The following is a 12,701-nucleotide window of genomic DNA, read 5'->3' as shown; positions in this document are numbered from 1 at the left end:
CGGCGTCAGGGGGTCAGCGCGACACCGTCGAGCTGGACGGAGTGCGACGACGGGCTCGACACCACGAGGGTGAGCGACCCGCTCCGGTGCGGGAAGGCCGGCAGCGACAGCACCTGCTGGTAGGCGACCGTGGGGCTGTTGAGGTTCACGACGCCCACCTTCACCCCGCCCAGGAACACGGTGACCGAGCCGCACCCGGGGCAGGTGGTGGCGACGACGGCGACCCGCGTGGCCGTCACGCCGTCGAGCCGCCACCAGGCGCCGCGTCGGGTGGTGCGCATCGCGGTGCCGCCGTAGAACTTCGTGGACGCGTTGCGCAGCCAGCCGGAAGACGCGGCGCTGTAGCCGCGCTCGTCGAGCGGGGTGGTGGCGCAGTGGCTCGGCGACCACGGGCCCACCTGCCCGGCGCGGTTCGTGGCCCGCACCTGGAAGCAGTACGTCGTGCCGCGGGCCATCGGGAGCGACAGGTGCGTGGTGGTGAGCGCCCGCCAGGTGCTCGGCGTGATCCACGGCCCGTAGCGGCCGTCGGTGCCGGCGCGGCGGTAGTGCACGGTGTAGGACGCCACCGCGCTCGAGGCCACCGGCGCGCTCCAGCGGACCGCGGCCGAGCGCGCCTTGGTGACGCCGACCACCGGGGCGGCCAGCCCGACCCGCGCCGGGCTGCTGGCCAGGTGCGACCACGACCCGGGGAGCCCGGCGTTGTCGATGGCGTTCTGGTCGATCGTCACGGGGGTCGAGGACAGGTCCGCTGCCGTCGTCGCGCCGAAGTACTGGGCGACGCCGGACCGCACGACGTAGACCGCCTTGGTCTGCGCGCTGCGCAGCACCGTGCCGTCGACCGGCCGGGTGCGCAGGTGCACGGGGTGGCTGAACTCGTACGGCGAGACCTTGACCGCCCGGCTCGTGGCCAGCGAGGCGTCCGCGGCCGCGCCGCCGGAGGTGACGCGGATCGGCGCCTGGCCGGCGAACACGTAGCAGCTGGTGTCGCCCACCGGGCACGCCATCGCGCCGTCGGCGGGGTAGCGGCGCAGGTGCCGGAACGTCGCGAACTCCGCGTGCGGGACGGTGAGCCGCGACGCCGTGCTCCACCCCGGCACCATCGGCTTGTCCGTGCGCGAGAGCAGCAGCGGGGCACCGCCCACGGTGCGGTAGCACTTCTGGTCGCTGCCGTCGCAGAGGAACGTGCCGTCGGCCGGCGCCGGACGCAGGTGCGTATACGACGAGAACTCGGCGCCGCTGACCACGACCGACGCGCGGGCCGACCAGCTGGGCACGAGCCCGGTCTGACCCGTGGGCACGAGCAGCGGCGCGCCGCCGGCGACCAGGTAGCACGTGCCGTCGTCCGCGCGGCAGATCTGTGTGCCGTCGGCCGGGACGGCGAGCATGTGGTCGAGGTGGTTGAACGTGTAGTGGTCGACGTCGATCACCGGCGCCGAGCCCCATCCCGGGAGGCCGGCCGCGTCCGTGCCGACGGCGAGGGGCGCGCCACCCGCCGTGCGGTAGACCGTGCCGCTGGTGACGTCGCGCACGTACGTCCCGTCGCGCGGGGTCGAGCGCAGCCGGTCGAACTGGGCCGGGTCGATGATGCTGTAGGGCTGCTGGCCGCCGAAGGACGCCCACGTGCCGATGCGCATCGGGGCGCCGCCGACGATGCGCCACGTGCCGAGCTGACCGCGCACCTTCACGAACGCGCCCTCACCGAGCGGGTTGCCCCGGCCGGCCGGGTCGTGCAGCCAGCCGTACGGGGTCAGCGTGCCGAAGCCCTGGAGCCGCCAGTTGACCACCGACAGCGTGCGCCAGCCGTCGATGGTGTCGTTCTGCGAGAGCATGCGCACGGTGCCGTTGCCCGTGGCGTCCACCGTCGACGCCGCGATGACGCCGACGTGCCCGTAGGGGTTGGAGGGGGTGCGGAACGACACCACGTCGCCGGGGACCGGCGCCTTGCCCGCGGTCCCGTTCGTGACCTTGACCAGGCCGCCGCCGTAGGACGTGGAGTAGTTGGCCACCACGTCGGCGCCGTTCGCGCCGTACGCCGTCGTCCCGTACACCTGCGCCATGAACCGCTGGGCGAGCTCGACGCACTGCCACTCGGCCTCGCCCCATCCGGCGCGTCCCCACTGCACGTTGGGCGAGCCGTCCACCCATGGCCGCGGGCCGCACACCGGGATGCCGAGCCACGAGGCCCCCATGCGGTGCGCGCCGACGCCCTTCCAGCCGGCCGCGGCCGCGAGCGGGCCCCAGCGCGTGGCGTCGCAGTCGCCCACCCACCAGCTCGGGGCGCCGTAGGACAGCGCCGTCGGCGTCACCGGGGCCACGACCGCCTGCGCGGGCGGCGCGACCAGCACCGAACCGGCGCCGACGCCGGCGAGCAGGCCCAGCAGCAGCGCCAGGGCGGCACCGAGCGACACGGCGGCGCGGGCGCGCGCGGATGCCGGCGTACGGGGGGTCACGGAACTCCTCTACTGCGGTGCTCGGCCCGGGCCGGGGGACCGGGTCCCGCCTGGGGCGGGTGAGGCTGCTGGGGCGCCACAGGTGTTATCGGCGTGTCGGAGCCCGTCCTGAGCCCCCGACGGGTGTAAAAGCCGCCGCGCGATCGTGCTCGCGCGACCCGCGCGCCGGTCGCCACCGCGTGCTTGCTGAGAGGTCGCTGTGCGGCGTTCGCCCAGGTGGGGGAGCGTGGCGTCCGGATCCCGGGACCCGGCGCCCGGCTTGGACGAATCTTGGCTCTCCGGGGTCATTCCTTGGACCGCCCGCGGCTCAGTTCCGGGCGCTGGGTGACGACGATCTACGCATCGACCGGAGAAGCCCCCCGTCACCGGTCACGAACTCGATCGAAGGCTCGACCCGACGTCCTGGAGGAGTCCCCATGCCAGCTGCACGCAAGCTCGTCGTCACAGGAGTGGCCACCGCGGGAGTGCTCGTCACCGGCGGCGTGGCCGTCGCGACGACGATCAACTCCGCGGCAGCGAGCTCGACCTCCGCCCAGCCGTCGGTGGCCGACCTCCAGCAGCGGCTGGCCCAGCTGCAGAGCGACACCGAGGCCCTCAACGGCCAGGTGTCCGACGCGCAGCACGCGCTCACGGTCGCGCAGAAGGAGAAGGCCAAGGCCGACGCCGCCGCGGCCCGCGCCGCCGCCATCGCCGCGGCCCAGCAGTGGGCGGCCGCGCACGCGACCCCCAGCGCCTCCGCCACGACCCACCGCAGCACCACCCGGCACGAGAGCGCGCCGGCGCCGCGGGCCACGCACTCGAGCACCCCCACCAGCCACACCTCGACCGGCGCCAGCGGCTCGAGCTCGCACGGGGAGCACGACGACTCGGGGGAGCACGGCGATGACTGACCGCGGCACCCGCGTGCGGTGGACGACGGCGGCCCTCGTGGCCCCGGCCGCCGCTGCCCTGTTCACCGGCACCACCGTGTGGGCCGCCGGGCACCAGCCCGGCTCCGACACGACCACGACCACCGCGGCGCCGGCCACCACCGAGCCGTCGGCCGACCCGCAGGTCGCCTCGCTCCAGAAGGCCATCGCGAAGAACAGCGCCCAGGTCGCCACCCTGCGCGACAAGGTCGCGAAGCTGACCAAGCAGGCGGCCGCCATCGCGCACAGCACCGCGGCCGTGACCAAGGCGTCGTCGGGTTCGTCCGGCTCGTCCGGGTCGACCACCCACTACACGTCGAGCTCGTCGTCGAGCCGGTCGTCGTCGAGCTCGAGCTCGAGCTCGAGCACGAAGAAGTCCTCCGGCTCCACGCACACCTCGGCGCCCGCGCCCGCCCCCACGCACTCCTCGGCACCGGCCCCCGCCGCCCCGCCGCCCTCGAACACCTCGACGGGTGCGTCCGGCGCGAAGCCGTGACCGCGGCGGACGCCGGGTCGGCCGGCACTCGGGGCGACGTGCGCGTCGAGTTCCGCTCGATGGCGTCCGACATCCGCTTCTGGGTGGTCGACCCGGCCCCGGACGCGGAGCAGCGCTGCGCCGACGCGCAGGGCGTGGTCGAGCGCGTGGCGGCCAGCTGCACGCGGTTCGACCCGCAGAGCGCGCTCATGCAGGCCAACGCGGCCGGTCGCCGCTGGCACGCCGTCCCGCGCGAGTGCTACGACGCGATCGTCGCCGCGCGCGACGCGCACGTCGTCACCGACGGGCTGTTCGACCCGCGCGTGCTCACCACCCTCCAGGCCTACGGATACGACCGGTCCCTGCCGTTCGAGTCCGAGCGTCAGGAGCTGCCTGCCGCGACCGGCGCGCGGGTGCGCCGCACCCGGAGGGCGTGGCGGCCCGGCTTCGACCAGGCGCGGCTGGCCGTGCGCATCGGCCGCGAGCCGATCGACCTCGGCGGCATCGGCAAGGGCCTCGCGGTGCGCTGGGCCGCCGAGCGCCTCCAGGGCGCGGGCGGCTCGGTGCTCGTCGAGGCCGGGGGCGACCTCATGGCCTCGGGCGGCGGTCCCGAGGGGACCGGCTGGATGGTGGCGGTCGAGTCGGCGCTGGGCGGGTCCGACCCGGTCGCGGTCCTGCGGGTCACCGACCGTGCCGTGGCCACCTCCTCCACCCGGGTCCGCTCGTGGACCGTGGGCGGCGCCGAGGTGCACCACATCATCGACCCCCGTACCGGGCAGTCGGCGCGCTCCGAGCTGCTCTCCGTCACCGTCGTCGGGCCCGACCCGGCGATGGCCGAGGTCTGGAGCAAGTCGTTGTTCGTGCTGGGCCGTCCCGGGATCCGAGAGGCCGCCGACGCGCGCGGCCTCGCCGCCCTGTGGGTCGACACCGCCGGGCGCATCGGCGCCAGCCGCGCGATGCGCCCCCACGTCGCCTGGCAGGTGAACCGTGTCGCGTGAGTCCGCAACCTCCTCGATCCGCTCCCTCGGGCTGGGGGCCGGCCTGGTCGTGCTCGTCACCGGCAGCGCCGTGCTCACCAGCTGGCTGGTCGGCACGGCCGTCACCGCGGTGGTCGGCGACAAGATGGCCCCCTGGATCCTGGGCCGCGCCGCCGGCATCACGTCCTACCTGCTGCTGGTCGGCCTCGTGGTGATGGGCCTCGTGCTCTCGCACCCGGCCAGCAGCACGTGGCGCCGGCCGAGCCCGGCCGTGCGCATCCGCACCCACGTCTCGCTCTCGGTGTTCACCCTCGTCTTCACCGCCCTGCACATCGTGGTGCTCGCCACCGACCAGTACGCCGGCGTCGGCTGGTGGGGCGCGTTCGTGCCGATGGGTGCCAGCTACCGGCCGCTGCCCATGACGCTCGGCGTCATCGCCCTCTACGCCGGGCTCGCCGCGGGGATCACGGCCGCGCTCGCGGGCCGCGTCTCCTCGCGGCTGTGGTGGCCGATCCACAAGGTGGCGATCGTGTCGCTGGTGCTCGTGTGGCTGCACGGGGTGCTGGCCGGCATCGACACGCCGCTGCTCATGGTGATGTACGTCGCCACCGGCTTCCTCGTCGTCGTCCTCGCGGTGAGCCGCTACCTCGGCGAGTCGCACCGCGACGAGGTGGAGGAGCTGGCCCGCGTGCGCGCCAACGAGCTGATGGCGCCCGACGGCTCGCACCGGCCGCTGGCCGTGCCGCGCCGGCGCCGCTCGATGGAGCTGGAGGACCACGGGTGAACCGGCAGCTGACCGTCGTCGGGCGCCGTGGGCCCGAGCTGGAGCCGAGCCTGCTCTCGGCCCCCGTGGTGGTGCCGCGCGAGGGCACCGAGGTGCTCAGCGGCCTCGAGCGCCACGACCTCGACGCGCACCGCGCGGAGTTCGGCGTCCGTCCCCGCCTCACCGACGTCGAGCCCTTCCTCGACTCCCTGCGCGAGATCGGCCTCACCGGCCGCGGCGGCGGCCACTTCCCCGTGGTGGCCAAGTGGCGCTCGATCCTGGCGGCCGGGCCCGGCGCGACCGTGGTGGCGAACGCGGCGGAGGGCGAGCCGGGCTGTGCGAAGGACGCCGTGCTGCTCCAGACCCGTCCGCACCTCGTGCTCGACGGCCTGGTCACCGCGATGGAGGCCGTGGGCGCGCTCGAGGGCGTCGTCTGGCTGCACCAGGGTGCCGACGCGACCGCGCGCAGCGTGCGGGCAGCGCTGGCCGAGCGGGCCCGCGCCGGCCTGGTCGAGCCGCCGATCCGCGTCTTCCTCGCACCGGACCGCTACCTGTCCGGCGAGGCGACCAGCATCATCCGCACCCTCGAGGGCGGCCCCACGCTGCCGCGCTGGGTCGAGGACCCGGCCCGCCCGTGGTCGCCGGGCCACCGCCCCGTGCTGGTGCAGAACACCGAGTCGCTCGCGCGCGTGGGCGCGCTCGCCCTCGGCGGCGTCGGCCGCTACCCCTCCACCACGCTGCTCACCGTCATCAACGACACCCACCGCGTCGTGGTCGAGGTCGGGCCCGAGACCACCTACGGCGACGTCGTCGCGTCCACGTGGCGCTCGCCCGACGGGCACGCGCCGCGCGCCGTGCTCGTGGGCGGCTACGGCGGCTCGTGGGTGGCCTGGGACGACGTCCGCCACCTGCCCGTCGACCAGCAGGCGCTGCGCGCCCGCGGCCTGTCCACCGGCGCGGGGCTCGTCGGCCCTCTGCCGGCGCGGGCCTGCGGCCTGGAGGAGTCCGCCCGGCTCGTGCGCTACCTCGCCGGCCAGTCGGCCCGCCAGTGCGGGCCGTGCGTGTTCGGCCTCGCCTCCGTGTCGGAGGTCGCCGACGACCTCGCCGGCGGCCGGGCCGGCGGGTCGAGCCGGCGACGGCTCGACCGCTTCATGAGCGAGATCTCGGGCCGCGGCGCGTGCCGCCACCCCGATGGCGCGATCCGCATGCTCGCCTCGGCGCTCGACGTCTTCTCCGACGACGTGTCGCGCCACCGCCGCGGGCGCACCTGCGACGCGTCGCTGTACGCCGTCATGCCGCTGCCGAAGGAGGACTGAGATGTCGCGACGTGCCGCCCCGCTGCGCGAGGCGCGTCAGCCCGGCCCGGCCTCCACCCTGCCCACCCTGCGGCTCGACCCGGCCGTGTGCGACGGCGTCGGGATCTGCGCGCACCTCGCGCCGGACCTCGTGACCGTCGACTCGTGGGGCTACCCGATCGTCACGCCCGAGCCGCTCGAGCGCGGCTCGCAGCGCCGCCAGGCCGAGGCCGCGGCGCGGGCCTGCCCGCGCAAGGCGCTGCACCTGCGCCCCTGACGAGGCCGTGCCGCGACGGGCGCGGCGTGCCGGTCAGTCCGAGGTGCTCACCCTGACGTCGGCGGCCGCACGCGTGCCGTCGAGCCGGTGCCATTCCTGCTCGTCGCGCTGCCAGGAGTCCAGCTCGCCGGCCACCGCGTCCCCGTCGCGGGCGAGCACGCGTGCCCGGCGCTGCACGGCGTCGGCCTCCACCCAGACCGTGAGCGAGGCGAGCTCACGCAGCGGTGCGGCGGCGAGCCCCACCCCCTCGAGCACCACGGTCGCCGGCGGTGCCGCGCGCACCGGCCGGCCCGGGGCGCCGACGTACCAGTCCCACCGGGGCACCTCCACGGTGCGCCCGCGTGCCCACGCGTCGAGCAGGTCACGTCGGAGGCGGTTCGCCAGGGTGGCGAACGCGGTCACGCGGTCCGGCTCCCCGGCCACGACGGGCCAGCCCTCGTAGACGTCGTCGCCGTGCACGACGAGCACCGGTCCGAGCGCGGCGAGGCCGTCGGCCAGGGCCGCCGCGAGCGTGGTCTTGCCCGAGCCGGCCGGCCCGTCGACGCAGACCACCCGCGTGCCGCCGGCGCCCGGGGGGCCGGCGGCCACGCGGGCGACCCACGCGGGGTCGACGCCGTCGTGGGCGGTGCCGCCGGACGGGTCGGAGGCGGACGGGCTCATGCCAGGTGGTACGCGGTGCCGGTGACCTCGAGGCGCGACAGCAGCCAGCCCGACGTCGCGGGCGGTGCCGGCACGTTCGCGACGGCGACGTGCAGCGCGCGCGAGACCACGGACGCGGCCGGTGCGGGGGACCCGGCGACGTAGCAGCCCTTGGCGTTGGGCAGCGCCCACGGGCCGGAGAGGATCGTGTCGGTGCTGTCGAGGTAGGCGACCCGTGCCCGCGCCGTGGGCGCGTTGGTGACGGCGGTGCACACGACGACGCGCACCGAGGAGTAGCGCAGAGCCGACGGCAGATCGAGCGCGAGGGCGAGCACGGTGGACGTGCCGTGCAGGCTCAGCCCGTCGCCCACGGGGGTGATGGTGCCCTGGAGCAGCGCCGACGGCGCGAGCGACGCCGGGATCGACACGTGGAACGCCGTGCCGCGCAAGCGTTTCGCGGACACCTGCAGCGGGGCGCTCGAGCTGACCGACGGGCCCTGACCGCCTGTGGCGGTGACCACCACGCGGTAGCGGCCGGCCGCGACGGCGCGGTGGCGCGAGTCCGTGCCGTCCCAGGTGACCCGCGCGACCACCCGGCGCGAGAGGCGGAACGTGCGCACCACGCCGTGGGAGCCGACGACCTCGATGCGGTACGTGGCGGGGACCGTGGCGCGCGCCGTGATGCCGACGCGGTCGCGGTAGCCGTCGCGGGCGGGGTAGACGGTCGCGGTGGTCAGCGCGATGCGCGGGCGCGTGGCCGCGCTGCGCTCGACGAGGACCGACGACGAGGACACGACCGTCGGCGTCGAGCTGCGGCCGCGCAGCAGCACCTGGATGTGATACCGCCCGTAGGGGACCGCACGGCCGCGCTGGTCGCGCCCGCTCCAGCGAGGGTGCCACGCGGTGCCGGGTCGCAGCACCAGCTCGCGCACGAGCCGTCCGCGCGTGTCGGTCACGCGCAGCGCGCCGCCGGAGCGGACGTTGGAGGTGATCGTGAGCGTCACGTAGTCCTGGTAGCCGTCCACGTAGGGGCGCAGCACTCCCGAGGAGGCCGAGACCGACTGGCGCAGCCGCACGGCCACGCCGCGAGCGACCGGGCTGTAGGCCCCGAGGCCCAGGGAGTTGGCCGCGGCCACGCGCACGTCGTACTCGCCCGCGGCCAGGCCCGGCCCGACGACGAGCGCGTGCAGGGTCGCCGGCACCAGGCAGTGCGGGTCGGTCGGCGAGGCCGGCCGGGCGCACAGCCACGTGCTGGACCCGGTGGGCCGGTACTCGACGGAGTAGCCCGTGAGCGGGCTGCCGCCGTCCGGCGGGGCCGACCACGACACGGCGAGGCGCTCCACCGCGCCGAGCACCCGTGGCGCGGCGGGTGCCTGCGGGCGGGCCGCGGCCGCCGGGGCGACCGGACCCGTCGCGGTCGAGGGGCCAGCGCCCTCGGTGGCGCTGGTGGCGTGCACGCGGAACCAGTAGTCCGTGCCGTCGGCGAGGCCGTCGACGCGCAGCGACGTGCCTGCCGTGGTGCCTGCGGGCGCGTAGGTGACGCCGTCCGTGCTCGACTCCACGGCGTAGGTGACCGGTGTGCCGCCGGTGTCGCCGGGGGTCCACGACACGGTGACGAACCCGTCGCCGGGTGACGCCGTCACGTCGGTGGGTGCCAGCGGGGCGAAGGTGGGCAGCGGCTGGGAGAGGTCGAGCACCCCGGTGCCGCACGTGGCCGTGGAGCAGCCGCTGCTCGAGGGGAAGGGCCGGGTGAGCCCGGAGAGCAGCGTGGCGACCTGGGCCGGGGTGTACGGCGTGCGCCCGACCCGCAGCGACTGCAGCAGCGCGGCCGCCGCGGCCACGTGCGGCGCGGCCATCGACGTGCCGGCGTACCAGGCGTAGCCGGCCGTGGTGGGCCGGGTGGCGCCGCGGTTGACGGTGGACAGGATGTCGTGGCCGTAGCCGGTCGAGTCGCCGCCGGGCGCAGCGATCACGGTGGAGCCGGTCACGGAGCCGTAGTTCGAGTACCCGGTGAGGCCGCCGGAGCGGTCGGTGGCCACGACGTCGACCACGCCACGGCAGTCGGCGGGGGAGGAGCCCGTGGTCGCCGACGTGGACACGACGGAGGCGCTGTCGTTGCCGGCCGCGACCACGACCGTGGTGCCGCGGCCGACGGCGGTGTCGATCGCGCTCTGCGTCTCGGGGTCGCACGGGCCCGGGCCGCTGAGCGACAGGTTGATCACCGACGCCGGAGTGGGGTCCGGGCCGGGCGGGTTGCCCGGGCCGCTGCCGATGTCGGCGCCGGAGGCCCAGCGGATGGCGTCGGCGATGTCGGAGGTGTAGCCGCCGCACTTGCCGAGCACCCGCAGCGGCTGCACGCGCACGCCGGGCGCGATGCCGGTGATGCCGAGGCCGTTGTTGCGCCGAGCGACGATCGTGCCGGTGACGTGGGTGCCGTGCCACGAGCTGCTGTCGGCCGGGCAGCCCTCGGAGGCGAAGAAGCCGCCGGCCGAGACCCCGGAGGCCTCGGAGGGGGAGACCCAGTCGCCGGGGTCGGAGGGGTCGGGGTCGCGGCCGCTGCCGTCGTTCGCGGTGTAGAAGGGCGCGCCGCCGCCGGAGCCGTCGCCGGACACGAAGTCCCACCCGGGCACTGTCTGACCGGTCAGCTCCGGGTGGCTGGTGATGCCGGTGTCGAGGACCGCGACGACCACCTGCGGGCTGCCCGAGGTGCGCGCCCACGCCGACGGGGCGTGCACCGAGAAGCCGCCCGGGCTCGAGGCCGCGGAGTCCCAGAGGTCCCACTGCTGGGGGAAGGCGGGGTCGTCGGGCACCACGGGGCTCGTCGCCGTCGCGTGCATGAGCAGGTCCGGCTCGGCGTAGGCGATGTCGGAGCGGGCCTGCAGCGACCGGGCCACCCGCCAGGCCGCGTCGACGGACAGCGGCGTCGAGAGCGCGACGAGGGTGGAGCCGGACGCGAGCCGGCGCGCCACGCGGGCCCGGGGGACGCCGGCGAAGCCCTGCGCCGCCCGCAGCACCGACGCGCCCGTGACCCGGCCGTTGGCGGTGCGCACGATGAGCCGGCGCACGAGCTGCTGCGCGGGCGCCCCGCTGCCGGCGGCCGCGGAGGCGGGGGCGGAGGTCGAGGGGCGGGTGGGCGCGGCCGTGGCGGCGGGCGCGGTGGCGGCGGCGGTGCCGCCGAGGGCGAGAGCGAGCACCGAGACGGACGCGAGCGATCGCATCCCTCGGCTCACGTGGCGCTCCCTGGACGACGGCGCGCCCGGCGCGCGCCCACCCATGGTAGGCGCCGGGGCGCACTGCCCCGCGCCGCCGGTGCCGCCCGCGCCGCGCCGTCCGCCAGGACCCCAGGACACGCGCCCGACCTGCGGTTAGGTTCGTGGTGTCGGCGAGAAGCGGAGGGAGACCCCATGGGCCCGTCACCGGTGGACACGGGACGCGACGACCTCGGCAAGGTGCTCGTGCTGACCTCGGCGGCGCTGGCGGCCGAGCCCTGGGAGGACCTGCGCGGCATCGACGGCGCCGCGCACAAGGTGCTGTGGCAGTCCGGCGCGGTCGTGATCGGGCTCATCCGGGTGGAGCCGGGCCGGGAGAAGCCCGAGCACACCCACCACGGCGCCCACCACCACATGCTCATCACGCGCGGCTCGTGCGTGATGCTCGGCGAGCGCGTCGACGAGGGCTCCTACGTCTACGTGCCGCCCGGCGTCCCGCACGCGGTCACCGACGTCGGCCCGGAGGGCGTGGAGTTCTTCTACACCTACCGCCCGGTCGAGGTGCCCCCGCCGCACGCCGACGACGACTTCGTCGCCAGCCCCGTCTGACCCCGTCGTTACTGCCCGGATGACCGGAAACCGCGCCGGTCTCCGGTTCTTGCGGCAGTAACGACGGGTCCGGTCCGGGTGGGGATCGGCGTACGGGGGGCGTGCGGGCGGGTGCTCGTCGTAGGTTGCGCACGTGTCGAAGAAGCCGTCGCACCCGCTCACGCCGTCCCGGTCGCTGCCCGACCCGGACGAGGGCCCGCTGCACCTGACGAAGAAGGAGTACGAGGCCGAGCTGGCCCGCCTCCAGACCGAGATGGTCGCGATGCAGGAGTGGATCCGCGCCAGCGGCGAGCGGCTGGTCGTGATCCTCGAGGGGCGCGACACCGCGGGCAAGGGCGGCGTCATCCGCCGCATGACCTACCAGATGAACCCGCGCTACTGCCGAGTCGTCGCCCTGCCGGCGCCCACCGAGCGCCAGCGCACGCAGTGGTACTTCCAGCGCTACGTCTCCGAGCTCCCGGCCGCCGGCGAGATCGTCATCTTCGACCGGTCCTGGTACAACCGCGCCGGCGTCGAGCGCGTGATGGGCTTCTGCACCGACGAGGAGTACGAGTACTTCATGCGCGTGTGCCCCATCCTCGAACGCGCCCTCGTGCGCGACGGGATGATGCTCGTGAAGTACTGGCTGTCGATCTCCGACGAGGAGCAGCGCCGCCGCTTCCAGTCCCGCATCGACGACCCCGCGCGCCGGTGGAAGCTCTCGCCGATGGACGTCGAGGCGCAGGCCCGCTGGGTCGACTACGCCGAGGCGAAGGACCAGATGTTCGCCTACACCGACACCAAGGACAACCCCTGGTTCGTCGTCGACGCCGAGGACAAGCGCACCGCGCGGCTCAACCTCATGGCGCACCTGCTCTCGCTGGTGCCCTACCAGCCGATCGAGCACGACGACATCGTGCTGCCGCCCAAGCAGAACCGCTCCTACGTGCGGCCGCCGATCGAGAGCCAGACCTTCGTCCCCCGCCGCTACGCCGTCACCCGCTGAGCGGGCTCACCGGACAGCTGGCGCACGGCACGCCCTGGCTCCTCGTCCGAACGGCTCGGACCGGGTCGTCCTGGGGGACCGACCTCGGCGCGGGCCGTGTCCCCGGCGGTCGTC

At 75.6% G+C, this 12,701-nt stretch carries 11 protein-coding genes; 8 read left to right on the top strand and 3 right to left on the bottom strand.

The features are described 5' to 3' along the window. Window positions 1-5: 5 nt before the first annotated feature. Window positions 6-2,450 (bottom strand): CHAP domain-containing protein, encoded by a 2,445-nt coding sequence (locus GC157_02660; protein MBI1376374.1) that lies wholly within the window; start codon window positions 2,448-2,450, stop codon window positions 6-8. A gap of 416 nt (window positions 2,451-2,866) precedes the next feature. Here GC157_02660 and GC157_02655 point away from each other — a divergent pair, with 416 nt between their 5' ends. The 6 genes from GC157_02655 to GC157_02630 are packed head-to-tail and all read left to right on the top strand — an operon-like array spanning window position 2,867 to window position 7,145. Continuing rightward, window positions 2,867-3,340, top strand: a complete 474-nt coding sequence (locus GC157_02655; GenBank protein MBI1376373.1) for a hypothetical protein — start codon at window positions 2,867-2,869, stop codon at window positions 3,338-3,340. Then, the gene (locus tag GC157_02650; protein MBI1376372.1) at window positions 3,333-3,854 is read left to right on the top strand and encodes a hypothetical protein; all 522 of its coding nucleotides are present in this window, start codon (window positions 3,333-3,335) and stop codon (window positions 3,852-3,854) included. The genes GC157_02655 and GC157_02650 overlap by 8 nt, the downstream gene beginning before the upstream one ends. Next, window positions 3,851-4,831, top strand: coding sequence for a hypothetical protein (locus GC157_02645; protein ID MBI1376371.1), 981 nt, complete (start codon window positions 3,851-3,853; stop codon window positions 4,829-4,831). The genes GC157_02650 and GC157_02645 overlap by 4 nt, the downstream gene beginning before the upstream one ends. Further along, the gene (locus tag GC157_02640) at window positions 4,821-5,594 is read left to right on the top strand and encodes a hypothetical protein (protein ID MBI1376370.1); all 774 of its coding nucleotides are present in this window, start codon (window positions 4,821-4,823) and stop codon (window positions 5,592-5,594) included. Before GC157_02645 ends, GC157_02640 begins: the two co-directional genes overlap by 11 nt. Continuing rightward, a complete protein-coding gene (locus GC157_02635) occupies window positions 5,591-6,889 on the top strand; it encodes a hypothetical protein (protein MBI1376369.1) in 1,299 nt (432 codons plus the stop codon). Before GC157_02640 ends, GC157_02635 begins: the two co-directional genes overlap by 4 nt. A 1-nt stretch (window position 6,890) precedes the next feature. Continuing rightward, complete coding sequence (locus GC157_02630) at window positions 6,891-7,145, top strand: ferredoxin (protein MBI1376368.1); 255 nt, start codon at window positions 6,891-6,893, stop codon at window positions 7,143-7,145. A 33-nt stretch (window positions 7,146-7,178) separates the two neighbouring features. Here GC157_02630 and GC157_02625 read toward each other — a convergent pair whose 3' ends face one another. After that, a complete protein-coding gene (locus tag GC157_02625; protein ID MBI1376367.1) occupies window positions 7,179-7,805 on the bottom strand; it encodes a hypothetical protein in 627 nt (208 codons plus the stop codon). Further along, the gene (locus GC157_02620) at window positions 7,802-11,014 is read right to left on the bottom strand and encodes a S8 family serine peptidase (protein MBI1376366.1); all 3,213 of its coding nucleotides are present in this window, start codon (window positions 11,012-11,014) and stop codon (window positions 7,802-7,804) included. The genes GC157_02625 and GC157_02620 overlap by 4 nt, the downstream gene beginning before the upstream one ends. Before the next feature lie 174 nt (window positions 11,015-11,188). On the opposite strand from GC157_02620, the gene GC157_02615 reads away from it, so the two are divergent. Together GC157_02615 and ppk2 are read left to right on the top strand one after the other, a co-directional pair. Then, a complete protein-coding gene (locus GC157_02615; protein MBI1376365.1) occupies window positions 11,189-11,602 on the top strand; it encodes a cupin domain-containing protein in 414 nt (137 codons plus the stop codon). A 175-nt stretch (window positions 11,603-11,777) separates the two neighbouring features. Next, window positions 11,778-12,587, top strand: a complete 810-nt coding sequence (gene ppk2, locus GC157_02610) for a polyphosphate kinase 2 (protein ID MBI1376364.1) — start codon at window positions 11,778-11,780, stop codon at window positions 12,585-12,587. The last annotated feature ends 114 nt before the right edge of the window (window positions 12,588-12,701 follow it).

It is taken from the genome of Frankiales bacterium, from assembly GCA_016125335.1.
Lineage (GTDB): Bacteria > Actinomycetota > Actinomycetes > S36-B12 > CAIYMF01 > Longivirga.
This window is presented reverse-complemented; position numbering and strand designations above follow the sequence as displayed.

What these genes read in the sequence shown, in the direction of transcription:
- GC157_02625 (MBI1376367.1), bottom strand. Translation starts at nt 7,805, where the DNA reads ATGAGCCCGTCCGCCTCCGACCCGTCCGGCGGCACCGCCCACGACGGC.
- GC157_02630 (MBI1376368.1), top strand. Translation starts at nt 6,891, where the DNA reads ATGTCGCGACGTGCCGCCCCGCTGCGCGAGGCGCGTCAGCCCGGCCCG.
- GC157_02650 (MBI1376372.1), top strand. Translation starts at nt 3,333, where the DNA reads ATGACTGACCGCGGCACCCGCGTGCGGTGGACGACGGCGGCCCTCGTG.
- GC157_02615 (MBI1376365.1), top strand. Translation starts at nt 11,189, where the DNA reads ATGGGCCCGTCACCGGTGGACACGGGACGCGACGACCTCGGCAAGGTG.
- GC157_02655 (MBI1376373.1), top strand. Translation starts at nt 2,867, where the DNA reads ATGCCAGCTGCACGCAAGCTCGTCGTCACAGGAGTGGCCACCGCGGGA.